The sequence below is a fragment of the Streptomyces sp. Y1 genome (assembly GCF_041053115.1).
Classification (GTDB): domain Bacteria; phylum Actinomycetota; class Actinomycetes; order Streptomycetales; family Streptomycetaceae; genus Kitasatospora; species Kitasatospora rubellomurina.
Genome location: NZ_CP163445.1, coordinates 5,179,478 through 5,202,266, shown reverse-complemented (window position 1 = coordinate 5,202,266; position 22,789 = coordinate 5,179,478). Strand labels below are relative to the sequence as shown.

General features: G+C 74.2%; 15 protein-coding genes and 3 tRNA genes. 2 read left to right on the top strand and 16 right to left on the bottom strand.

Going from position 1 to position 22,789, the window contains the following annotated elements:
• Positions 1 to 98 precede the first annotated feature (98 nt).
• The 3 genes from AB2U05_RS22460 to AB2U05_RS22450 form a co-directional block, all read right to left on the bottom strand.
• Positions 99 to 1,412: a UDP-glucose/GDP-mannose dehydrogenase family protein gene (locus AB2U05_RS22460; RefSeq protein WP_369184055.1), complete on the bottom strand. Its 1,314-nt coding sequence runs from the start codon at positions 1,410 to 1,412 to the stop codon at positions 99 to 101.
• Positions 1,413 to 1,481: 69 nt separating this feature from the next.
• Positions 1,482 to 1,919: an NUDIX domain-containing protein gene (locus tag AB2U05_RS22455; RefSeq protein ID WP_369184054.1), complete on the bottom strand. Its 438-nt coding sequence runs from the start codon at positions 1,917 to 1,919 to the stop codon at positions 1,482 to 1,484.
• Between the two features lie 28 nt (positions 1,920 to 1,947).
• The gene (locus AB2U05_RS22450) at positions 1,948 to 3,714 is read right to left on the bottom strand and encodes an asparagine synthetase B (RefSeq protein ID WP_369184053.1); all 1,767 of its coding nucleotides are present in this window, start codon (positions 3,712 to 3,714) and stop codon (positions 1,948 to 1,950) included.
• Positions 3,715 to 3,987: 273 nt separating this feature from the next.
• Between AB2U05_RS22450 and AB2U05_RS22445 the strand changes: the two genes are divergently transcribed.
• The gene (locus AB2U05_RS22445) at positions 3,988 to 5,379 is read left to right on the top strand and encodes a sporulation protein (protein ID WP_369184052.1); all 1,392 of its coding nucleotides are present in this window, start codon (positions 3,988 to 3,990) and stop codon (positions 5,377 to 5,379) included.
• A 348-nt stretch (positions 5,380 to 5,727) separates the two neighbouring features.
• Here AB2U05_RS22445 and AB2U05_RS22440 read toward each other — a convergent pair whose 3' ends face one another.
• From AB2U05_RS22440 to AB2U05_RS22405, 8 genes are all read right to left on the bottom strand, one after another.
• Positions 5,728 to 8,517 carry a ComEC/Rec2 family competence protein gene (locus AB2U05_RS22440; RefSeq protein ID WP_369184051.1) on the bottom strand — a complete coding sequence of 930 codons (2,790 nt, stop codon included), beginning with the start codon at positions 8,515 to 8,517 and terminating at the stop codon, positions 5,728 to 5,730.
• A 101-nt stretch (positions 8,518 to 8,618) separates the two neighbouring features.
• Positions 8,619 to 9,632, bottom strand: coding sequence for a helix-hairpin-helix domain-containing protein (locus AB2U05_RS22435; protein WP_369184050.1), 1,014 nt, complete (start codon positions 9,630 to 9,632; stop codon positions 8,619 to 8,621).
• A 141-nt stretch (positions 9,633 to 9,773) separates the two neighbouring features.
• The gene (locus AB2U05_RS22430; protein ID WP_369184049.1) at positions 9,774 to 10,619 is read right to left on the bottom strand and encodes a DegV family protein; all 846 of its coding nucleotides are present in this window, start codon (positions 10,617 to 10,619) and stop codon (positions 9,774 to 9,776) included.
• 90 nt (positions 10,620 to 10,709) lie between these two features.
• Positions 10,710 to 11,492 (bottom strand): hypothetical protein, encoded by a 783-nt coding sequence (locus AB2U05_RS22425; protein WP_045696792.1) that lies wholly within the window; start codon positions 11,490 to 11,492, stop codon positions 10,710 to 10,712.
• Positions 11,493 to 11,846: 354 nt separating this feature from the next.
• Positions 11,847 to 14,729: a leucine--tRNA ligase gene (gene leuS, locus AB2U05_RS22420; RefSeq protein WP_369184048.1), complete on the bottom strand. Its 2,883-nt coding sequence runs from the start codon at positions 14,727 to 14,729 to the stop codon at positions 11,847 to 11,849.
• Positions 14,730 to 15,041: 312 nt separating this feature from the next.
• The gene (locus AB2U05_RS22415) at positions 15,042 to 16,334 is read right to left on the bottom strand and encodes a hypothetical protein (RefSeq protein WP_045696796.1); all 1,293 of its coding nucleotides are present in this window, start codon (positions 16,332 to 16,334) and stop codon (positions 15,042 to 15,044) included.
• 108 nt (positions 16,335 to 16,442) lie between these two features.
• A tRNA-Ala gene (locus AB2U05_RS22410) sits at positions 16,443 to 16,515 on the bottom strand.
• Positions 16,516 to 16,652: 137 nt separating this feature from the next.
• The gene (locus tag AB2U05_RS22405) at positions 16,653 to 18,128 is read right to left on the bottom strand and encodes an MFS transporter (protein WP_369184047.1); all 1,476 of its coding nucleotides are present in this window, start codon (positions 18,126 to 18,128) and stop codon (positions 16,653 to 16,655) included.
• A 103-nt stretch (positions 18,129 to 18,231) separates the two neighbouring features.
• Between AB2U05_RS22405 and AB2U05_RS22400 the strand changes: the two genes are divergently transcribed.
• A complete protein-coding gene (locus AB2U05_RS22400; protein ID WP_045696798.1) occupies positions 18,232 to 19,131 on the top strand; it encodes a helix-turn-helix transcriptional regulator in 900 nt (299 codons plus the stop codon).
• A gap of 125 nt (positions 19,132 to 19,256) precedes the next feature.
• Here the strand turns inward: AB2U05_RS22400 and AB2U05_RS22395 are convergent.
• From AB2U05_RS22395 to AB2U05_RS22375, 5 genes are all read right to left on the bottom strand, one after another.
• A tRNA-Ala gene (locus tag AB2U05_RS22395) sits at positions 19,257 to 19,329 on the bottom strand.
• A 51-nt stretch (positions 19,330 to 19,380) separates the two neighbouring features.
• Positions 19,381 to 19,453, bottom strand: a tRNA-Ala gene (locus AB2U05_RS22390).
• Positions 19,454 to 19,635: 182 nt separating this feature from the next.
• Positions 19,636 to 20,283 (bottom strand): histidine phosphatase family protein, encoded by a 648-nt coding sequence (locus tag AB2U05_RS22385; RefSeq protein ID WP_045696801.1) that lies wholly within the window; start codon positions 20,281 to 20,283, stop codon positions 19,636 to 19,638.
• On the bottom strand, positions 20,280 to 20,738 hold the full coding sequence (gene rsfS, locus AB2U05_RS22380; protein ID WP_045696802.1) for a ribosome silencing factor: 459 nt from the start codon (positions 20,736 to 20,738) through the stop codon (positions 20,280 to 20,282). The genes AB2U05_RS22385 and rsfS overlap by 4 nt, the downstream gene beginning before the upstream one ends.
• Positions 20,739 to 20,919: 181 nt before the next feature.
• Entirely contained in the window at positions 20,920 to 22,785 is a 1,866-nt protein-coding gene (locus AB2U05_RS22375; protein ID WP_369184046.1) for a LytR C-terminal domain-containing protein, read from the bottom strand.
• Between the last annotated feature and the right edge of the window lie 4 nt (positions 22,786 to 22,789).

Genomic DNA, 22,789 nt, shown 5'->3' with positions numbered 1-22,789 from the left:
GGTCCGGCCCATAGTCGCGACATGCACCAAACGGTGACAGTGGGCCGATCCCGGCCGCTGCGCGTGCGCATCGGCCGGGCCGGGAGAGCTGGTGCGGGTCAGGGGCGGCCGAGGGCTCGGAAGGTCCAGCCGGCCGCGCGCCAGCGGTTCGCGTTGAGGGTGCCGCGGGCGTCGATGACCTTGGGGACAGCGATGTGCTGGGCGAGGTCGACCGGGTCGACATCGGAGTACTGGGGCCAGTCGGTGAGGTGCAGCAGCAGCCCGGCGCCGGTAACGGCCGTGGCGGGGTCGTCGGCGTAGTCCAGCCGGGGGTAGGCCCTGCGGGCGTTCTCCATCGCGGCGGGGTCGTGGACGGTGACCTCCGCCCCGGCCCGCTGGAGGGTGTCGGCGACCGCGAGGGCCGGGGAGTCACGGATGTCGTCGGTGTTGGCCTTGAAGGCGGCGCCCCAGATTGCGATGCGCTTGCCGATCACGGTGCCGCCGAGGGCCTCGCGGGCGAGGTCGACGGTGTGCTCGCGGCGGCGCCGGTTGATCGCCGCAACTTGGCGGAGTAGGCCGGTGTCGGCGCCCAACTCTTCGGCGCGGTGGGTGAAGCCGGCCAGGTCCTTGGGCAGGCAGCCGCCGCCGAAGCCGAGGCCGGGCCGCATGCCCTTGGCGCCGATCCGGTGGTCGTAGCCGAGGGCGAGGGCGATCTGCTGGACGTCGGCGCCGGCCAGTTCGCAAAGCTCGGCCATGGCGTTGATGAAGGAGATCTTGGTGGCGAGGAAGGCGTTCGCGGCGCCCTTGATCAGCTCGGCGGTCGCGATGTCGGTGACGATCAGCGGCGAGCCGGCGGCCAGGATTCCGGCGTAGACGTTCCGGAAGACGGCCTCGCTGCTGGTGTCTCCGTCCTCGATGCCGAGGACGATCCGGTCCGGCTCCAGGGTGTCCAGGACGGCGAAGGACTCGCGCAGGAACTCCGGCGACCAGGCCAGGCGGACGCTCGCTCCGTCGCGGACGTGTTCGTCCAGGGTTTGCCGCAGCTGGGCGACGGTGCCGACCGGGACGGTGGACTTGCCGACGATCAGCGCGCCGTCGCCGAGCCTGGGGGCCAGGCGGCGGACGGCGGTGTGGAGGTGGGTGAGGTCGTAGGCGCCGCTGCCGTGCTGCTGCGGGGTGCCGACGCCCAGGAAGTGGATGTCGGCGAAGCCGGCGGCCTCCGCGTAGGAGGCGGTGAAACTGAGCTGGCCGGTGGCGGTGTGCTTGGCGAGCAGGTCGTCCAGGCCGCGCTCGACGAACGGGGCCTGGCCCTTGTTCAGGGCGTCGACCTTGTCGGTGTCGGTGTCCATGCCGAGGACCTGGTGGCCGAGTTCGGCCATCGCGGCGGCGTGGGTCGCACCGAGGTAGCCGCAGCCGATCACGGTGAGCTTCACGAACGTGTCCTTCCAAGGGGGCGGGGTGCCGCCCGGCCCGGCGTCCCGGCCCCCTCGAGGACGGAGGCGTCAGACGCCGGGCTGGGCGGCGAGCAAGCGGTGGATGCCGTCGCGGATGAACGGCGGGATGGTCAGAACGGGCAGGTGCTCGGGGGCGAAGAACTGGAGCTTGACGCCCTCGGCCAACGGCAGCGCGGTCTCGTCGCCGTCCCAGGAGGCGGCGAAGAAGCTGATGATCTGCCCGGAGCCGTGGGCGTCCCGGGTCTCGAACAGCTCGGTCAGGCCGCCGGCCGTCAGGCCGGCCTCTTCGTCCAGTTCCCGGACGATCGCCTCGGCGGGGGTCTCCCCGGGGTCGCAACCGCCCCCGAGGAGACTCCAGTGGCCAGGCCAGGCAATGCCGTCGAGGTCGTCGCGCAGGTGCAGCAGGAGCTCGCCGCGCCGGTTGGTGATGATCGCGACCGCTCCGCGCGGTTCGGCGGCGGACGGGTTCGGGGGAAGGTTCTCCATGCGCTCACCGTAGTGAGCAGACGGACCGTCATGCCGCAGCGGCCAGGGTGTGGTCGGCGAACCATGCGGCGGCCATCAGGGCCTGCATGCGGGTGCGGTCGAACCGGCCGCCCGGCTTCAGGCCGCCGGCCAGCAGCGGGTGCAGCCCGCGCGGGGCCTGGTCCAGCGCTGAGCTGATCTGGGCGGTCGCCCAGGGCTCGAGCGGCCCGGACAGCCAGCTGGGGACCGGGGAGGCGAAGCCGAGCTTGTCCCGGCTTCCCCAGACCTCCCGGGGCAGGCCGAGGGCCTTCGCGGCGTCCCGCAGGATGCGCTTGCCGGCCGCCGGGTCGGCGATCTTGTGCTCGACGGGCAGCCGGTAGGCGAACTCGACCAGGTCCCGCGCCAGGTAGGGCGAGCGCCGCTCCAGCGCGAACGCGGAGGCCAGCTTGTCCGAGGTCATCACCAGCGGGCGCCAGGCCGTGGCCAGGTCCGCCAGCGTCAGCCCCCGTGCGAGATCACCATCCGCCCGGTGCAGGGCGTCGGCGACCAGCTCGCGCAGCCGCCCGTCCGGGTCCTGCCCGCGCAGGATCAGCTTCACGATCGCCTCGGCCGGCCCGAGCGGCTCGCCGGTGGAGCCGGTGAGCTTGGAGGCGAGCGGCCGGTAGGCGTCCAGCCCGGCGCCCAGCACCGCCCCCGGGCCGAAGAGGACGAGCGCGTGGCGGACGTAGCCCATGAGGAACTCGTCCGGCCCGAGTCCGCCGACGACGACGCGGATGCCGCGCTCGGCGACCGCCCGGTAGGCCATGTGCTCGGAGAACGTGGACGCGTTGCCCATCGGGTAGTCCAGCGCGCGCATGATCTCCGGCAGTGAACGGGTGAAGTCCTGGACGGTCGGCTCGATGACGACCAGCTCGGCGCCGATGTCCCGGGCGACGACGGCCGCCGTCGCGGACTCGTCCAAGCGGTCCTGGCCGGGATAGCGAACCGTGACGCAGACCTGCGGGCGCATCAGGTAGGCCAGTACCGAGGAGTCGAGGCCGCCCGACAGCAGCAGCGCGAAGTCCGAGCCGGGCGCCCGCATCGGGACGCGATCGGCCAGCAGTGTCGAGAACCGGGCGAGGGCGGTCTCGTAGTCGCCCTGCCAGGGCTCCAGGCCCTCCAGGGACCACCAGGTCCGCTGGACCAGCGAGCCGGTGGCGACGTCGAAGGCCAGCAGCCCGGCGGGCGGCAGGAGCTGGATGCCCTGGAACGGGGTGTCGGCGCCGGTCGGCGTCTCGATGCTGAGCATCTCGGGGCGGACGACCAGCGGGGCGGTGCCGTAGCCGGTCAGGGTGGTGACCTCGGAGGCGAACGCGAGGCGTCCGCCGTCCAGGCGCCAGTAGAGCGGCTTCTCGCCGAGCCGGTCCCGGGCCAGGAACAGCCGGCCCTCGCGCGGGTCGTAGGCGGCCAGGGCGAACATGCCGTCCAGGCCGGCCAGACAGCCTGGGCCAAGCTTGGCCCAGGCCCGCAGGACCAGGTGGGCATCCGTCTCGCCGGGCTCCAGCGGGATGCCCCAGGCCGCGGCGACCTGCCCGTAGTTGTAGATCTCGCCGTTGAACGTGAGGACGACGCCGCTGGCCGGGTCCCGGTAGGGGCCAGGGTCGGCGGCGGTGTCGACGATCAACAGGGTGTTCATGGACAGCACCGCCCGGCCGTCGACCGAGACCAGGTGACGGGTGCCGTCCGGGCCGCGATGGTGCTGAGCGAGCCCCATCGCGGCGACAGTGGTCTGGTGGCGGACGGCATCGGCGCCGGCCAGTCCTGCGATTCCGCACATCTGGTTGTCACCCCCGAGCGTGAAATCGGTGGCGGCCCCCGCCGGAAGGTCATTTCCCCAGGTTCCGGCGAAGGCCCGGAACACCAGGCAACCGCCTGCCGGCCGGTGCGGGCAGGGCTCGCAGGGGGGCTCACAACTCGTGAAAGCGGTTCACCGCGAGCAGCGAAGGCAATACCCTCGGTGATCCGGCGTCAGGTGCCGGGCACATGACTTCTCTTGTTCAGTCGAGCACAACTCCCCGTGCCCAACCGGGGACCGATGGAGGGGGACGCTGTGGCGTCGACCGCCCGCCGGGCAAAGCCGCCGAACGACGCGCTGGCCCGGATGATCGAAAAGTGCGAGGGCGCCAGCCACAAATCGCTGGCTCACCGCGTGAACCAGCTGGCCTACGAGGCCGGTCTGACCACCACGTACACGCACACCTCGGTCGCGAACTGGTGCCGCCGGGGCATGGTCCCCGACTGGCCGGTACCAAGGCTTCTGGCCCAGGCGATCGGCGAACGGCTCGGCCGGCCCGTGCAGTTGGCGGAGATCGGCATGGCCGACGCCGAGACGCCGGACGCCGCGGTGGGGTTGGATTTCCCGCGAGACCCTGTCGACGCCGTCCGCGTCGCCACTTCGTTCTGGAGTTCCGTGAACCGCCGCGACTTCCTCACCGGATCCAGCTTCGCCGTTGCCTCGTTCACGACCCCCGTGACCCGGTGGCTGGTGAGCCCTGCCGACGACCGCGCCGACCACCACGGCGGCGCCCGCGTCGGCCGGGCCGACCTGGACGAGCTCCGCGACGCCGCCGACGAGGCCCGCCGCTGGGACTCGAAGTACGGCGGCGGCAACTGGAAGGCGAACTCCGTCACCAACTGCCTCCAGCACCGGGCAGCCCCGCTGCTGTCCGGCACGTTCTCCGACAAGATGGGCCGCGAGCTGTTCTCGGTAACGGCCGAGCTGTCCCGCTTGGCCGGCTGGACCGCCTTCGACGTCGGCCAGCACGACATCGCCCAGCGCCACTTCATCCAGGCCCTCCGCCTCGCCCGGGCCGGCAGCGACGTGCAGCTCGGCTGCTATGTGCTCACCACCATGGCGATGCAGGCCCTGCTGCGGGGCTTCCCCAACGAGGCCATCGACATGACCCAGGGCGCCTTCGAACGGGCCAAGGGCCAAGCCGCCCCCCGGGTGCTGGCCTTCACCAAGCTCATCGAGGCCCGGGCCCACGCCCGCGACAACAACGCCCGGGCGGCCTCGGCCGCGCTGACCTCCTCCGAGACCTTGCTCGACCAGGCCCGCGACCGCGCCGACGAGCCAGCATGGATCGACTTCTATCACCACGCCCGACTCTCGGCCGACGCCGCCGAGATCTTCCGCGACCTGAAGAAGCCAAAGGAGGCCCTCGCCTGGAACGCGCAGGCCGCCGCCATGCAGCCCGGTGTGTTCACCCGCTCGGTCGGCATGCGCCTGGCCATCGTCGGGACCGCCCACCTCCAGAGCAAGAACCTCGACCAGGGCCTCGCGCTCGGCAACCGGGCCATCGACATCCTCGCCCGCGTCCAGTCCAGCCGGGCCCTCGACTACGTCCGCGAGTTCAACACCGCCCTCATGCCCTGGCGCCGGGAACCGGCCGTACGTGACTACCTCCACCGAACCCGTCATGAGCTCGGCATCGCGGCCTGAACGAGGACTCCGGTCGACCATCGCCTTTCGCTGCCGCTTCCCGCCAGAACCGCAATTGTCCATCCCGCGAACCTGATGGCCAGGTGAGCACAACGCTTCAGGGCGTCACACCGAAAGGCAACGAGGACCACTGCCGGGCCTGATCGCTGAGGGCGTCCACAGATCCTCGGCCGGGCTTGCGGGGCCAAGGCGGCTGCTTTTCAGCGGCGCGCTCCGGGCCTGCCCGGAGCGCGCCGCAATCCGTTTCCCCGGGCCCCCGCCCCCGCCCCCCTCCCGCCCTCCCCTCCTCCTCCCCACCCCCACCCCCAGCCCTTCCCCACTTCGTGGTCGGGAGGAGGAGAGCGGGCATCACCCGGGCGGGGCGCGCGGGGCGATGGAGCCGGCTGCGGTGGCCGCAGGGGTGGCGGCTGCAGCGGCCGCGGTGGCCACCCTGGTGCCCGCGGCAGAAGCGGGGACGGTGGCCACCCTGATACCAGTGGCCGGAGCGCTCGCGGTGGCCACCCTGATACCAGTGGCCAAAGCGGTGGTAGTGGCAGCCCTGATACCAGTGGCCAACGCCGCGGCATGCCCCGAAACGGTGGCAGTGACCCGGGGGTACGGCTTGCGCGCCCCGTGCGTGCCCGTCGACGCGTGAACGGACACCCCGAGAGCTGCCGGGGAGTCCCCTGTCACCGCGATGTCGCCGGCCCGGTCCGTCCGCAGCACCGTGGCACCGAGCGCGCGCAGGTGGTCGACCGTCCGCCCGGACGGGTGCCCGTACGCATTTCCCTCGCCGCAGGAGATCAACGCCAGCCGGGGCCGCAACGCACCGGCCAAGTCCCAGTCCTGATAGGCCGAACCGTGATGGGCGACCTTCAGCACGTCCACCCGCCCCACCCGCCCCGACAACGCCGCCTGGGCAGGAGGTTCGAGGTCTCCGAGCAGCGCCATCCGGAGGCCGCCCGCCAAGGTCACCGCCAACGCGACGCTCGCATTGTTCGCACCCGGCGCCTCGGCCGCCGCCCCCGGGTCGGGCCACAGCACCTCCCAGGACAGCCCCGCACCGGCCGAGCGCCGTTCACCCCGACCCGCTCGCAGCAGCGGGACGCCGGCACCCGCCGCCCACGCCGCCACCCGGGCGGCCTCGCCCGGTGGATCGTCCGCCGTCGTGCCCTCGACAGCACCGACCCGACGCCCTCGCAAGACCCCCGGCACACCCTCCACGTGGTCCGCGTGGAAGTGCGTCAGCACCAGCAGCGGGACCTCCGTCACCCCCAGCTCGCGCAGGCACCGATCAGCGGCGGCCGGCTCCGGACCGGTGTCGACCACGATCGCACTGCCCGACGCCCCCGCGGACAGGACCACCATGTCCCCCTGCCCCACGTCGCACATCACCAGCCGCCACCCCGGCGGCGGCCAGCCGGTGGCGATCCGGGTGAGCTGCGGCGGCCGCAGCAGCACGCCGAGCAGCACGATCAGCAGCACCCCGGTCACCAGCGCGCGCACCCACCGGCGGCGGGCCCGTACCGGGCGGCCGGGCTCGGCCCGGCGCGGCAGCAGGAGCGGCGCCGCCCAGCAGGCGGCCAGCACCCCGAGCGCGACCGTCACCGTCCCGAACCAGCCGCCCGGCCAGGCCAGTTGGCCACCCGGGAGCTCCGCACCGCGGCGCGCCACCTGGGCGAGCCAGGTGGCCGGCACCCCGGCCGGCTCCGCCAGTAGCCGGGCCGCGCCGGGAAGGACCGGCTGCAGCGCGAGGACCCCGAAGCCGAGCAGCGTGGCCGGGGCCACCGCCAGCTCCGCGAGCAGGTTGCACGGGATCCCGACCAGGCTGATGTGCCCGGAGAGCACCACCGTCACCGGCGCGCACAGCGCCTGGGCGGCGGCCGCCGCCGCGAAGGCGCCGGCCAGGTGGTGCGGCCAGCCCCGGGCGCGCAGGGCCTCGGCCCAGTGCGGGCCGAGGACGAGCAGCCCGGCCGTGGCGAGCACCGAGAGCAGGAAGCCGAAGGACCGGGCCAGGAACGGGTCGAGCAGGACCAGCACCAGGACGGCACCGGCGAGCGCGGGCACCGCCTGTCGAGGACGGCCGGTGGCCAGGGCCAGCATGCCGATCAGCCCCGTGCCCGCCGCCCGCAGCACGCTGGGCTCGGGCCGGCAGATGGTGACGAAGGCCAGCGTCAGCGCCGTACCGAGCAGCGCGCTGGTGCGCAGGGGAATCCCCAACACCGGTGCCAGCCCGCGCCGTTCCGCGCTCCCGGCCAGCCCGGGGGCGCCCAGCAGCACGCCGAGGACGATCGCCAGGTTGGCCCCGCTGACCGCCACCAGGTGCACCAGGTCGGTGGCCCGGAAGGCCTCGTCGAGGTCGTCGGGCAGCCGCGACACGTCGCCGACGACCAGGCCGGGGAGCAGCCCCCGCGCGTCCGGCGGCAGCCCGTCGGTGGCCGTGCGCAGGCCCTCGCGCAGCCGCCCGGCGATCCGCTGGGCGAGGTCGGGCGGCGCGAGGAGCCGCGGCGGGCCGTGGACGACCAGCAGTGCCGCGGACTCCGTGTCCCGGCCCTCCCCCGGCGGCCGGACGTCGGCCTCGGCCGCCAGCCGCGCGGACGGCAGCAGCCGCTGCCACGGCACGCTCTCCGCGCCCCGGGCCATGACCGTCACGGGCGTGCTGGTCCGGGTGGTGCCGCCGTCCGGCAGGACGGTGATCCGGTCGGCCACCGCGGCGACGGTCAGCAGCGTCTGCCCGCCGCCGGTGCCGCCCTGGACGTCATGGGCCTTCGGGTCCCCCGTGACGGTGAGCTCCACCTGCACCGCCGGCGCCCCCGCGCCCGGGGCGCGCTCGGCCGCGCGGACGAGCTCCGGCAGCGGGCCCCGGTGCAGGTCGGCGGTGTGCAGGGGCGTCGCGATGGCGGCCGCCGCCGAGGTGAGCAGGACGGCGGCGAGCGTCGCCACGGCTCCGTGCCGGAGCCGGAGCCCGGGCCGGGTGAGCAGCAGGACGGCCGCGAGGGCGGCGGTCACGGCCGCCCCGAGGACGAGGGGTTCGTGACCCGGCTCCAGCCGCAGCAGCGCCGCGGTGACGACCCAGGCCGAGACGGCGGGGAAGCACAGCCGGAAGTCGCTGCCCGCAGAACGGGCTGGGGACACCGGCGCGTTGACGACGGCGGACATGGCGGTACCTCCCTTCGGCGGACAGCGGACAGCGGCCGGCGACGGCGGGACGGGCGGACAGACGGGCAGACGGGCAGACGGGCGGACAGGCGGACGGAACGTCAGAGGGTGAGCAGCGGACGCAGCTCCGCGAACGTACGGACCCCGATGCCGCTGACCTGCCGGAGCTGGTCGACGGAGCGGAAGGAGCCGTGCGCGGCGCGGTAGGCGAGGATGCGCTGGGCGAGGGTCGGGCCGACGCCGGGCAGGGCGTCGAGCTGTTCGAGCGTGGCGCGGTTGAGGCTGACGGGTGGCCGGGGTGCGGCGGCCCCGGGCGGTCCGGCACCGGAGGCGGGGGCCGCCACCAGCGCGGGGGCGGGCGCCGGATCACCGACGACGATCTGCTCGCCGTCCGTGAGCACCCGGGCGAGGTTGAGGCTCCTGGTGTCGGTCTCCGGCAGCGCGCCGCCGGCCGCCCGGACGGCGTCGGCCACCCGCGAGCCGCCCGGCAGGGTGTGCAGGCCGGGCGAGCGGACCCGGCCGCCGACGTCGACCACGACGGCGGCCTCGGCGCCGGACGCGGCCGGGCCTTCCGGCGGGCCGGCCCCGGCCGCCGCCCCGGACGGCGCTCCGGGCCCGGCAGCCGGTACGGCCTCGGCCGGCAACCCCGCCGACACCGCGGCGGCCGGCAGCGAGGCGGAGGCCAGCGCGGGGACGGCGACCGCCTCCGGCCTGCCCAGCCAGAAGTGCTGGACGGCGTAGCCGACCGCGAACAGCAGCAGGACGGCCAGCCCGGCCACCGCCCGCCGGTCGAGCGCCAGCGCCGAGGCGAACCGCAGCCGCGTCCCGACGCCACCCGTCCGATCGGCCACCCCCACCGGGTCCGACGGAACCACCGGCCCCGCCGACACCACCGGCCCCGCCGGATCCACCGGCCCCGCCGGATCCACCGGCCCCGCCGGATCCACCGGCGCCGCAGGCTCGACCGACACCACCGGCTCCACCCCGCCCACCGGCTCGGCCACCGCCGCCGCGACGCCCGTCTCCCCCTCCGGCAGCAGCGCCGCCATCCGCAGCCGTACCGTCTCGTTGATCACATGGCGCTTCTTCGCCGCGCCCAGGCCCAAGGTCGTCATGGCGAGGACGGTAGGAGTCCGCCGCCGAACACGCGGAAATTTCCGGAAACCTGTGGATAACTCAGGGGTTGTGGATAAAAGCGTCACTCAGACGAGTGATGCGACCCCTCCGAAACTGACGCAGCGGCCGAAACGCCCGCCTCAGCGCGGCGCGACCACCACCGCGAGCAGCCCCGGCCCGACGTGCGCGCCGATGACCGCCCCCACCTCCCCCACGTACAGCTCCCGCAGCCCCGGCACCCGCGCCCGCAGCCGCTCCGCGAGCGGCTCGGCCCGGTCCTCGGCGGCCAGGTGGTGCACGGTGATGTCGACCTCGCCCTCCCCGGAGTGCTCGACCGCGATCTCCTCCAGCCGGGCGATGGCCCGCGACGCCGTGCGCACCTTCTCCAGCGGCTGGATCCGCCCCCCGTCCAGGTGCAGCAGCGGCTTGACCGCCAGCGCCGAGCCGAGCAGCGCCTGCGCGGCCCCGATCCGCCCGCCCCGGCGCAGGTACTCCAGGGTGTCGACGTAGAAGAACCCGCTGGTGCCGGCCGCCCGCCGGTCCGCCGCCTCGGCGGCCTCCGCCAGTCCCCGCCCGGCCGCGATCGCCTCGGCGGCCGCGAGCACGCTGTACCCGAGCGCCATGGCGACCAGCCGGCTGTCGACCACCCGTACGGGGACGGGCGCCTCGGCGGCGGCCAGCCGGGCCGCCTCGACGGTGCCGGACAGTTCGCCCGAGATGTGCACGGAGACGATTCCCTCGGCCCCGGCCTCGGCGGCGGCCCGGTAGGCGGCGGCGAACGCGTCCGGGTTGGGCATGGAGGTGGTCACCCGCTGCTTGGCCCGCAGCGCCTCCGCGACGTCCTTCGGGGAGATCTCGACGCCCTCGCTGAGGACCGAGTCGCCGACCGCGACGCTCAGCGGAACCACCGTGATCCCGTGCCGGTCCAGGGACTCCTGCGACAGATAGGCCGTGGAATCGGTGACAAGTGCGAGGTCGGAGGGCATGAGGCGGAGGTTACTCCCCGTTCGTTCGTGAGGACAGCGCCCCGACGCGCAGCGCCGCCGCACCGCCCCGAAGACCCGAAGATCGGCTCATCAGCTCGTGGAGGACCCCGTGGACGGCCCCGCCGAGGGCCCGGCGGACGGCTTGCGCAGCCGCTGCGCCAGCTTGGCCAGCGGATCGGCGAGCCCGAGCAGGTCCTCGGCGCTCGGCCGCCCCTTCCCGTCCGTGATCCCGGCCCGCCGCGTAGCCCCGGACCCCGCAGCACCCGCCCGAGAATCCGACGAGGACGACGACGCCGAAGCAGCAGACGAAGCAGCCGAAGCCCCGTCCCAGTGCCGCAGCGCCCCCGCCTCGCTCTCGCACTCCTGGCTCAGCCGGCTCAGCTCGTCGTCCGCGAACCGGTGCATCCGGTCCTGCGCCGCCCACCGCATGGTCTCCGCCGAGTGCGTGATCCGTTCGGCCCGCTCCCGCAGCTCCGGCAGCTTGGCGGCGATCCGCCCGGTGTCCGGCTCACGCTCCAACATCCGCAGTTCGCCGTCGAGTTCGGCCGCGTGGGCGTCGAGCCGGGTGAGCAGGGCGAGCGCCTCGCCGAGTTGCCCGTCCTGCTCGACGCCGCCCTCCAGCACCTGCCGGGTGCCGTCGAGCGCGGTGCGGAGCCCCAGCCGGACGGCGGCGATCTGCGCGGGCGGGCCGACCTTGGTGTACGTCCTGGCCTTGAGCGTGGCGTTCTCGACGACGCGCCGGGCGTTGGCCTCGTGCCGCTCGACCTTCGCGGCGACGGCCTTGGCGGCCTTGACCGTGCCGACCACGGCCAGCACCAGCACCGCGATCCCGAAGAGCATGACCAGGCCGATCATCACGCCGAACACGTCCATCGAGCGTCACCTTCCGCTACCAGTTCGGCCCCCACGCAGGCCCAACGAGGGCCGCATCGCCGTGGGTTCCACGGTAGCCGCCGGCCCCCTCCCGGGGCGGGCCGAACGGGCCCGGCAGCCGGAGATCAGGGACAGATCCGGGATCTCCCCGAGGGCCCGAACGCCTCGACCCCGAGGGCCCGGAACGCCCCGACCCCGAGAGCCCGAACACCCCGCCCCCGAGGCCCGGAACGCCCCCGCAGGCCCCCGAAAACGCCCCGGGCGGGCGCCCCGAAGGACGCCCGCCCGAGAACGAGCCGGAACGGGCCCGACCCACAACGGCCGAACTCAGCCCACTCAGCCCACTCAGCCCACTCAGCCCGTGACGATGTTCACCAGCTTCGGCGCCCGCACGATCACCTTGCGCACCACCGCGTCCCCGATCGCCGCGACGACCGCCGGCTCGGCCAGCGCCAGCGTCTCCAGCTCGGCGTCGGTGATGCCGGGCGCGACCTCCAGCCGCGCCTTCACCTTGCCCTTGATCTGCACGACGCAGGTGACCGACTCGTCCACCACGTACGCCGGGTCCGCGACCGGGTAGTCGGCGTGCGCCAGCGACTCGGTGTGGCCCAGCCGGCGCCACAGCTCCTCGGCGACGTGCGGGGCCAGCGGCGCGACCATCAGCACCAGCTGCTCGGCCACCTCGCGCGGCGTGGAGCCACGCTTGACCAGGTAGTTGTTCAGCTCGATCGCCTTGGCGACGGCCGTGTTGAAGCGCAGCGCCGCCATGTCGCCGCGGATGCCGTCGATCGCCTTGTGCAGGACGCGCAGCGTGGCCTCGTCGGGCTGCTCGTCGGTGACGACCAGCTCGCCCGTCGTCTCGGAGACGATGTTGCGCCACAGCCGCTGCAGGAACCGGTACGGGCCGACGACGGCGCGGGTGTCCCAGGGGCGGGAGACGTCCAGCGGGCCCATGGACATCTCGTACAGGCGCAGCGTGTCGGCGCCGTACTCGTCGGAGATGTCGTCCGGGGCGACGGCGTTCTTCAGGGACTTGCCCATCTTGCCGGCCTCGCGCTTGACCGGCTCGCCCTCCCAGAAGTAGCCGCCGTCGCGCTCCTCGACCTCGGCGGCGGGCACCGGGAAGCCGCGCTCGTCGCGGTAGACGTCGGCGGTGATCATGCCCTGGTTGAACAGCTTGTGGAACGGCTCGACGGAGGAGACGTGGCCCAGGTCGTGCAGCACCTTGTGCCAGAAGCGCGCGTACAGCAGGTGCAGCACGGCGTGCTCGGCACCGCCGACGTACAGGTCGGCGCCGCCGGCCGGCTTGGTGTCGGTGGGGCCCAGCCAGTAGCGCTCGTTGGCGGGGTCGGCGACGGCCGAGGTGTTCGACGGGTCGACGTAGCGCAGCTCGTACCAGCAGGAGCCGGCCCAGTTGGGCATGGTGTTGGTCTCGCGGCGGTACTTCTTGACGCCGTCGCCCAGGTCCAGTTCGACGTTGACCCAGGCCTCGTTGCGGGACAGCGGGGTCTCCGGCGAGGAGGAGGCGTCGAACGGGTCGAAGGTGCGCGGCGAGTAGTCGTCGACCTCGGGGACCTCGACGGGCAGCATCGAGTCGGGCAGCGCGTGCATGACGCCGTCCTCGTCGTAGACGATCGGGAAGGGCTCGCCCCAGTACCGCTGGCGGCTGAACAGCCAGTCGCGCAGGCGGTAGTTGACGGTGCCTTCGCCGATGCCGCGCTCGGCCAGCCAGGCCGTGACGTGGGCCTTGGCGTCGACGACGCTCAGCCCGTCCAGGGACAGCTCGCCGTCCCGCACGGAGTTGACGATGACCGAGTCGTACGTGTCGAAGGCGTCGTCCCACTGCGCCGGGTCGGCGCCGCGGCCGTCGGTCGGCTCGACGACGCAGCGCATCGGCAGGCCGAAGGCGCGGGCGAAGGCGAAGTCGCGGTGGTCGTGGGCGGGGACGGCCATGATGGCGCCGGTGCCGTAGCCCATCAGCACGTAGTCGGCGATGAACACGGGGACGGACTCGCCGCTGACGGGGTTGACGGCGTGCGCGCCGGTGAAGACGCCGGTCTTGACCTTGGCCTCGACCTGCCGCTCGACGTCCGACTTGGCGGCGGCCGCGGCGCGGTAGGCGGCGACGGCCTCGGCGGGGGTGGCGGCGCCGCCGGTCCACTCGGCGGGGACGCCCTCGGGCCAGGCGGCGGGGACGATGGCGTCGACCAGGTCGTGCTCGGGCGCCAGCACCATGTAGGTGGCGCCGAACAGGGTGTCGGGGCGGGTGGTGAAGACGGTGATCTTCTCGCCGTCGACGGCGAAGTCGACCCGGGCGCCCTCGGAGCGCCCGATCCAGTTGCGCTGCTGCAGCTTGATGGCCTCGGGCCAGTCCAGCATGTCCAGGTCGTTGATCAGCCGGTCCGAGTACGCGGTGATGCGCATCATCCACTGGCGCAGGTTGGACTTGAACACCGGGAAGTTGCCGCGCTCGGAGCGGCCGTCCGCGGTGACCTCCTCGTTGGCCAGCACGGTGCCCAGGCCGGGGCACCAGTTGACCGGCACCTCCTTGGCGTAGGCCAGCCGGTACTCGGCCAGCACCTCGTCGCGCTCGCCGGCCGTCAGGGACGCCCAGGCCCGGCCGCCCGGCACCTCGCGCGTGCCGTCCGCGAACTGCTGGACCAGCTCGGCGATCGGGCGGGCCTTGGCGGCGTCGGCGTCGTACCAGGAGTTGAAGATCTGCAGGAAGATCCACTGCGTCCAGCGGTAGTACTCCGGGTCGATCGTGGAGAACGAGCGGCGCGGGTCGTGGCCCAGGCCCAGCCGGCGCAGCTGGCGGCGCATGTTGGCGATGTTGGCCTCGGTGGAGACCCGCGGATGGGTGCCGGTCTGGACGGCGTACTGCTCGGCGGGCAGGCCGAAGGCGTCGTAGCCCAGGGTGTGCAGGACGTTGTGGCCGGTCATCCGCTGGTAGCGGGCGAAGACGTCGGTGGCGATGTAGCCCAGCGGGTGGCCGACGTGCAGGCCCGCGCCCGAGGGGTACGGGAACATGTCCATGATGAAGCTGTGCGGCTTCGCGGCGACGTCACCGGCGGACGGGTCGGCCAGCGGCCCGACCGGGTTGGGCACGTGGAAGGTGCCCTCCTTCTCCCAGATGTCCTGCCAGCGGGACTCGATCTCCGCCGCCAGCGCGGCGCTGTACCGGAACGGCTCGGTGGCGGCCTCGGCCGCGCCGGACGCAGGGGTCGTCTCGCTCATGGTCCTTCAAGCTCCATCGATGTCAGTGGGCGAACCGCGCGGCGCGGCCGGGCGCGGAACGAGGGCACGGGGCGGAAAACAAAAAAGCCCCTCGCAGGAGGGGACGCCACGCCGACTCCGGCACCGCCCGTGGGCTCAGCCGGTCCTGGTCAGCGCGGCCGGCTAAGGAGCAGGCGCACGGTTCGCATGGGCTCAGGGTACCGCAAGCGGCTCGACGCCCTCCCGGGCGTTCCCCCGGCCGCACGCGGCACGCCGCCGCCCCTGCCCCCGCCCTACCCCCACCCCCGCCTACGCCTACGCCCCCACCCCCGCCTACGCCCCCACCCGCCCCGCCGCGTCGAAGTCCCGCAGCGCCCGGGCCAGCCGCTCGGACTGCATGCCCGCCGCCAGGGCCCGCGCCAGCTCCGCCGTGCGCGCCGCCTCCCGCCGGTCGCCGAGCCGCCGGTGGGTCTCCGCGAGGCGCACCATCAGCAGCGCCTTGGTCCGCGCCCGCCCCGGCCCGAGCCCGGCGACGGCCTCGGCGAGCTGCGCCTTGGCCATCCGGTGCCGCCCGAGCGCGAGCCGCGCCTCCCCCACCATCCCGGCCAGGCAGGCCCGGGCCTCCTCGGCGCCGGGCACCCCGTCCAGTTCGGCGAAGGCCCGGGCGGCGGCGTCCTCGGCCGGCTCGGCCTCGCCCCGGCGGCCGTGCGCGCGGGCGATCCGGCCGAGCTGGCGGGCCCGGCCGCCGGGGCTGAGCGCCTCGCCGTGGCTGTCGAGGGCGGCGCTGAGCGCGGAGACGGCGTCCAGGCCGCGTCCGCCGGCGCCCTGGGTGGCGAGGACGACCAGCGCGCCGAGGACGGCGACCCCGAGCCGGACGTCGCCGCTGACGTGCGCGGCGCGCAGCGCGGCGACGAAGGCCCGCTGGGCGGCGGCGTCGTGGCCGAGGTCGTAGGCGGCCCAGCCGGCCAGCCGGGCGAACCGGCTGGCCGTGCCGTACAGCTCGCGGCCGAGCCGTTCGTCGTACGCGCCGAGTTCCAGCAGCTTGGCCAGCATGGCGAGTTCGGCCCGGGTGGGGCCGAGGACGAGGCCGCCGCCGCAGGAGCGTTCGAGCCGCTGCTTGCTGCGGTAGGACAGTCCGAGGTCGCCGACCAGCGCGGGGTCGACGCGCAGCGCGCCCTCGCCGCCGCCGACCGGCGGGGGCGGGGTGCTGAGGCGTTCGGCGGCCTGGTCGAGGTCGGCGCTGCGGAACAGGTCGGTGAGCCGGACGGGCCCGGCGTCCGTGGCGGCCTCGCGCAGCGCGGTCTGCGCGGTGTCGGCGGTCCACGCGTCGGTGAGCAGCCCGGGCGAGAGGATCTTGGCGCCGCGGTGGCCGCCCATCCGGCCCCACAACTGCTCGTAGGTGACGGCGATGCCGAGGGTGCGGCTGAGCACCTCGCAGACCGCCTGGTCGTGCGGGCTGCGCGGCACCATGCCGCGGTCGCGCCACTTGTACGGGGCGGTGGAGCTGATCGCCAGGCCCGGCGGCAGGGCCAGGCTGACCTCGCGGGCCAGCCGTTCCGGGCTCCAGCCGAGCTGGTGCAGTATCCGGGCCAGCTCCTCGTTCCGCCTTCGCTGCAGATCGGCCATGGGACGACGGTAGCGGGATCCGCGCCCGGGCCGCCGGTGGCATGCACACTCTGGGACACAACGGCGAAGAGCCGCCTCCCACATCGGGAGGCGGCTCTTCAACCACTGTGGAGCTATGGGGAATTGAACCCCAGACCTCTTGCATGCCATGCAAGCGCTCTACCAACTGAGCTATAGCCCCTTGACCTGCGATGTCACCGTGGTTCCGGTTCGTTTCCGTCCGTTTCCCTCGGCGACATCGACTACTTTACACGGTCCCGGGCGTGCTCCTGAAATCCGTTTCCCGCGGCCGGGCCGCGACCCGGCCCGGCCCGCGCGTCACCCCCTCGCCGCGCCCGCCGCGCCCGCCGCACCCGCCGCGCCCGCCCGCCGGGTGCGCGCCGCGAAGCCGACCCCCACGAGCACCATGACGGCGTTCACCGCCAGGGTGACCAGCACCGCGTGCCCCGAGTCGGCGGCCGGCGCCGGCAGGTCCACCTGCCCGAGGAACAGCGAGCCGAGCGCCGCGACCCCGACCACCTGCCCGAGCTGGAGGACGGTCACCGTCACCCCGCTGGCGTCGGCCGCGTCCTGCGGCGCCACGTGCGCGAGCGCCCGGGCGAACAGCGGCGCGTACGTGCAGCCGGCGACGAAGCCGAGCGCGCCGGTCTCCGCCAGCACCACCGGCCCGAGTTCGGCGCCGCCGCCGAGCAGCACCCCCAGCAGCAGGTAGCCGCCGCCGAGCAGCGCCCCGGCGAGCAGCGGCAGCACCCCGTGCAGCCGGCCCGGCAGCTTGTGCCAGCGCAGGCTCCCCAGGCCGAAGCCGATCGCGACGGGCGCCGAGCAGAGCCCGGCCTTCAGCGCGCTGTGGCCGAGGGCCGCCTGCTGGTGCAGGGCGAAGGTGAACATGAAGCCCGCGTAGGCGGCCATGACCGTGAACAGCGCGGCCAGGGCCGGGCGCAGGCCGGGGGCCCGCAGCACCCGCCCGGGGATCAGCGGCTGCCCGCCGCGCCGGGCGACGCCGCGCTCGACCGCCACGAAGAGGACGAACACCGGCACGCTGCCCGCGAGCGCCGCCCAGCACCAGTGCGGCCAGCCGAGCTCGCGGCCGAGCACCAGCGGCACCACCAGCAGGCCGAGCGCCACGGCGAGCGCCAGCAGGCCGGGGAGGTCGAAGCCGCGCGGGGCGTCGCCGGGCAGCCGCGGCAGCAGCCGGGCACCGGCCGCCAGCAGCACCAGCCCGATCGGCACGTTGACCAGGAACACCGGCCGCCACCCGGTGCCGAACAGGTCGGCGCTGACCAGCACTCCGCCGAGCACCTGCCCGGCCGCGACGGCCACCGCCAGCACCGCCGAGTAGAGGCCGATCGCCCGGGTGCGGGCGGCGCCGGTGAAGGTGCGCTGGAGCAGGCTCATCACCTGCGGGACCATCACCGCCGCCCCCGCGCCCTGGAGCAGCCGGAAGGCGATCAGCCAGCCGGTGCCCGGGGCGAGGCCGCAGGCCAGCGAGGTGGCGGTGAAGCCGGCCAGGCCCGCCTGGAACAGCCGGCTGTACCCGAACCGGGCGCCGAGCCGGGCGCCGGTGATGAGCAGCACCGCGTAGGCGATGGAGTATCCGGCGACCACGAGTTGCAGGGCGGCGCCGGAGGCGCCCAGGTCGGTGCGGATGGTCGGCACCGCGACGTTGACGATGGAGCCGTCGAGCACGGCCATGAACTGCCCGCACAGGACGAGCGCGAGGAGCAGCCCGGGCCGTACGGGCGGGGCGGCGCCGGTGCCCGCCGCCGCGGCGGGCCGGGTCTGGAGGTCGGTCATGGCGACCAGCCTGGGGGCGTGCCGGTACCAGTGGTTAGAGCCTGCTGATCCTGGTACTGCCAGCACCTGTATCGCCCGCGCGCCCTGCGGCACGATGGAGCCCATGACCGTCCTGGAGGAGCTCCCCGCCGCGACGGCCGGCCGCGGGCACCGTCGCACCGAGCTGGCCCGCTTCCTGAAGGCCTGCCGGGCGCGGGTCACGCCCGAGGACGTCGGCCTGCCGCCCGGGCTGCGCCGCCGCACCCCGGGGCTGCGGCGCGAGGAGGTCGCGCAGCTGGCCGGGGTCGGGGTCACCTGGTACACGTGGTTGGAGCAGGGGCGGCCGATCAACGCGAGCGAGCAGGTGCTGCTGGCGGTGGCCCGGGCACTGCGGCTGGACGGCACCGAGCGGCAGCACCTGTTCCGGCTGGCCGGGCTGGAGCCCTCACCGCTGGCGCAGCCGGACGCGCCGGAGCTGAGCCCGTCGATCCAGGTGATCCTGGACTCGCTCGCGCCGCTGCCGGCGGCGGTCTCCAACACCCGGTTCGACGTGCTGAGTTTCAACCGGCCGTACCGCTCGCTGTTCGGCACCGAGCGGATGCGCCCGGCGCACGGCGTCTACTTCAACAGCCTCTGGTGCATGCTGACCTCGCCGGAGTGCTGCAACCCGTGCGAGAACCCGGAGGAGACGCTGCCCCGGATGGTGGCGGTGCTGCGCTCGGCGTACGGCAAGCACGTCGGCGAGCCGGCCTGGGAGGCCCACGTGCGGCGGCTGTCGGCGCGCAGCGAGGTGTTCCGGGAGCTGTGGGACCGCCAGGAGGTGGCGCCGCCGCACACCCTGCTGCGGATCTTCCGCCACCCGGTGCTCGGGGTGATGCGGCTGAACGCGACGTACCTGACGATGCCGGGCGTGCCGGAGTGCTACATCGTCGTGTACGTCCCGGAGCGCCCCTGCGACCGGGAGCTGGTCGAGCGGCTCGACTCGCTGGCGCCGGGCGGCTGGACGCACACCTGCGAGGGCTGAGCGGCGGGGCCCGGGGCCCGGAGCGACCGGGCCCCGGGGCGCCCGGGCCGCCCGGGCCGCCCGTCCGGCCGCCCCGAAACGCCGGAAGGCCGCCACCCGTTGGGTGACGGCCTTCCGAACTGCTGTGGAGCTATGGGGAATTGAACCCCAGACCTCTTGCATGCCATGCAAGCGCTCTACCAACTGAGCTATAGCCCCGCGACACGGGCGACCCTGGACCTACCGACTTCCACGACCGCCGATGCGGAGTGGAGCTATGGGGAATTGAACCCCAGACCTCTTGCATGCCATGCAAGCGCTCTACCAACTGAGCTATAGCCCCGCACTCACCGGATCTCCCGCTTCCCTTCCGGGCCGCGTTCCTTCCCTGCGAACGAGGAAGACTCTAGCTGGTCAGGGCCGGAACTGCGAAATCCGCTCCCCCGGGCCCCCGCTCCACCCCTGTCGCGCCCCCGCCGCCACGTGGGCGACACCGTCCGGGTGCCACCGCTCGGGTGCCACCGCTCAGGTGTCGTCGCCGATGACCGGCTGCGGCAGCGTGCCCGCGTTGTGCTCCAGCAGCCGCCAGCCGCGCGCGCCGCGGCCGAGCACCGACCAGCAGCAGTTCGACAGCCCGCCGAAGCGCTCCCACACGGGCGCCTCCAGGTCGAGCAGCCGCCCGAGCATGGTGCGGATCGTCCCGCCGTGGCTGACCACGACGAGCGTGCCGTCGTCCGGCAGCTTCTCGACGGCCTCCAGCACCACCGGCACCGAGCGGTCGGCGACCTCGGTCGCCAGCTCGCCGCCGCCGCGCCGCACCGGCTCGCCGGCCGCCCAGGCCGCGTACTCCTCGGGGTAGCGGGCGCGGATCTCGGCGTTGGTCAGGCCCTGCCAGGAGCCCGCGTACGTCTCGCGCAGGCCCTCGTGGTGCTGCACGTCCAGCCCGGTGACCGCCGCGAGCTCCGCGGCGGTGCGCCGGGCGCGCTGGAGGTCCGAGGAGATCAGCAGGTCGGGGCGGAGCCCGGAGAGCAGCCGGGCCGCCCGCCGGGCCTGCTCGACGCCCTGCTCGGTCAGCTCGATGTCGGTCGTGCCCTGGAACCGCGATTCGAGGTTCCAGGAGGTCTGACCGTGCCGCCAGAAGACGATGCGCGGGCCCCGCGCGGCCCGGCTCAGTGCAGGTCCTCGGGCTTGCCGAAGTCGTCGGCGGGGGCGACGGCGTTGCCGGCCTCGTCGGAGTGGGCGTCGGGGCGGTTGCGCGACTCCATGGCGTCGGCGGGCAGCGGAAGCTCGGGGCAGTCCTTCCAGAGGCGGTCCAGCGAGTAGAAGGAGCGCTCCTCGGAGTGCTGGACGTGCACGACGATGTCCAGGTAGTCGAGCAGGATCCAGCGACCCTCGCGCTCGCCCTCGCGGCGCACCGGCTTGATGTCCAGCTGCTCGCGCAGCTGGTCCTCGATCTCCTCGGCGATCGAGCGGACCTGGCGGTCGTTGTTCGCGGAGGCGATCAGGAAGGCGTCGGTGATCGACAGCACCTCGCTGACGTCGAAGGCGATGATGTTGTGCGCGAGCTTGTCGGCCGCCGCCTGGGCGGCGACGGTGATGAGCTGCTGGCTGTGGTCGGTGACGGTCACGGTGTTCTTCCGGTCGGCGGCTTGGGGGCGCCCCGGCACGCGGCCGGGGGTCGCCTTCCAGGATCTCACGCCGCCCGGGCGCCCCCGGAACGCTTTTGCGCCGGGCACCGGCGCCGGACCGGTCGGCCGGGCGGGCCGCCGGACGACCGGGCGGCCCGCGGCCGCCCGGCCGGGCACCGGCCTACTGGTTCTTCGGCGGCTGGTAGTCCTTGCCGAGCACGACCACCAGGTCCGCGTTCTGCGCGTCGCCGACCTTCTTCGCCGCCGTATCCGGCAGCCCCAGGCTGGCCGCCAGCGACTTCGCCGCGGCCTGCCGGGCGTCGTCGGTGTAGCGGATCTCACTGGTGGCCTGCGGCGCGGTCCTGGATCCGCCGGGGATGAAGGTCAGGCCGGCGTTGACGACCTGGACCTGGGCGGCGGCCGCCGCCTGGTCGTTGCCGGTGGCGTCCTGGATCGAGACCCGGGCCGGGGCGGAGTCGCCGGCGCCCGCGGACTTCACGGTGCCGCCGAGCACGTCCTTGACCTGCTTGCCCGCGGTGGCCTCGTCCAGCCCGCCGTCCGGCTTGACGGTCAGCGCGGCGGTGCCGAAGTGGCCGTCCTTGGCCTGCTGGGCGAGTTGCACGAGCACCCCGGCGAGGGCGTCCTCGGGCAGCGAGGGGTCGAGCACCGCGTTCATCCGGTGCACGTCGTCCTTGGCGTCCTTGAACTCGGTCGGCATGGTGCGCACCACCGCGTCCATGACCTGCCCGAACCGGGCCAGCTGGGCGTCCCGGTTCTCGCCCGGCGCCTGCAGGGTGGCGTACGCGACCGCGGCCTTGCCGCTGAGCAGGACGTTCTTGCCCGCCGGAGACAGCTGCTTGCCCGCGGCGTCCTTGGTCTCGGCGTTGGTGTCGACCCGGATGCCGCCGAGCTGGGAGACCAGCAGTTCCAGGTACGGGGTGTCCAGCCGCCAGGTGCCGGCGACCGGGGCGCCGAGCACGGTGGACAGGCCGTCGCGGGTCGCCGAGGCGCCGATGCTGTCCATGGCCTGGCCGACCGTGGTCACCGGCGGGTCGCCGGGGCCGGGCAGCCGCAGGTTGTCGGGCAGCAGCAGCACGGTGCCCTTCTTGCCGCCGGTGTCGTCGACCAGCAGCGCGCTGGACACCTTGCCCTGAAGGTCGCGCAGGTGGACGACGTTGACCTGGCGCCCGCCGGCCGCGGCCGCCGCGGTCGGCTGGTCGCCGGAGAACCACAGGTAGCCGCCGGTGCCGGCGGCCGCGAGCCCGAGCACCACGCCGAGGGCGATCAGCCGGTTGCGCAGCTTGCGGCGTCGCTCGGCGCGCACCTCGCCCCGGGACTCGGTGAACTTCATCCAGTCGATGACGTCCTCGGACTCCTCCGTCTCCTCGTCGACGAAGGTGAACTCGCCCGTGGCGTACGAGTCCTTGGGCGCCCTGCTCCCGGCACCCTTGCCGCCGCGCGCCCCGGCGACCTGCTCGGACGGCGGCTCGGCCTTGGCCGCCGGCGCCTCGGCGGCCGGCCGGGCCGCGCCGCGGCGCGACGGCGGCACGGCGGCGGGAGCGGCCGGGACGGGCCGCGGCTCGGGTTCGGGCTCGGCGACCACCGGGGCGACGGGCTCGACCGGAGCGACCGGAGCCGCCGGAGCGGCCTGGTACGGCTGCTGGTAGCCCTCGTAGCCGTAGGTCTGCTCCTGGTACCCGTACCCGCCCTGCTGGTACGCCTGCTGCACCGGCTGCCCGTACTGGTCGTACTGCTCGTACGGCTGCTGCTCGTACCCCTGTTGCGGGTACCCCTGCTGCTCGTACGCCTGCTGGTGGGCCTGCCCCTGGTAGCCCTGCTCCTGGTGACCGTGGCCCTGGTAGCCCTGCTCCTGGTGACCGTGCTCCTGGTAGCCGCCGGTGTACGAGCCCTGCCCGTACACCGGCTGCCCGTACTGGTCGTACTGCTCGTACTGCTCCTGCGGCTGCTGCTGGTACCCCTGGTAGGGCTGCTGGTACTGCCCGGTGGACCAGTCCTGCGGCTGGTGGCCGCCGTTGCGATCACTCATGCGC

Coding starts and splice junctions, on each gene's coding strand:
- AB2U05_RS22400 (WP_045696798.1), top strand. CDS start 18,232: ATGACCGTCCTGGAGGAGCTCCCCGCCGCGACGGCCGGCCGCGGGCAC.
- AB2U05_RS22405 (WP_369184047.1), bottom strand. CDS start 18,128: ATGACCGACCTCCAGACCCGGCCCGCCGCGGCGGCGGGCACCGGCGCC.
- AB2U05_RS22425 (WP_045696792.1), bottom strand. CDS start 11,492: ATGGACGTGTTCGGCGTGATGATCGGCCTGGTCATGCTCTTCGGGATC.
- AB2U05_RS22375 (WP_369184046.1), bottom strand. CDS start 22,785: ATGAGTGATCGCAACGGCGGCCACCAGCCGCAGGACTGGTCCACCGGG.
- AB2U05_RS22415 (WP_045696796.1), bottom strand. CDS start 16,334: ATGGCCGATCTGCAGCGAAGGCGGAACGAGGAGCTGGCCCGGATACTG.
- leuS (WP_369184048.1), bottom strand. CDS start 14,729: ATGAGCGAGACGACCCCTGCGTCCGGCGCGGCCGAGGCCGCCACCGAG.
- AB2U05_RS22455 (WP_369184054.1), bottom strand. CDS start 1,919: ATGGAGAACCTTCCCCCGAACCCGTCCGCCGCCGAACCGCGCGGAGCG.
- AB2U05_RS22435 (WP_369184050.1), bottom strand. CDS start 9,632: ATGACGACCTTGGGCCTGGGCGCGGCGAAGAAGCGCCATGTGATCAAC.
- AB2U05_RS22430 (WP_369184049.1), bottom strand. CDS start 10,619: ATGCCCTCCGACCTCGCACTTGTCACCGATTCCACGGCCTATCTGTCG.
- AB2U05_RS22440 (WP_369184051.1), bottom strand. CDS start 8,517: ATGTCCGCCGTCGTCAACGCGCCGGTGTCCCCAGCCCGTTCTGCGGGC.
- AB2U05_RS22450 (WP_369184053.1), bottom strand. CDS start 3,714: ATGTGCGGAATCGCAGGACTGGCCGGCGCCGATGCCGTCCGCCACCAG.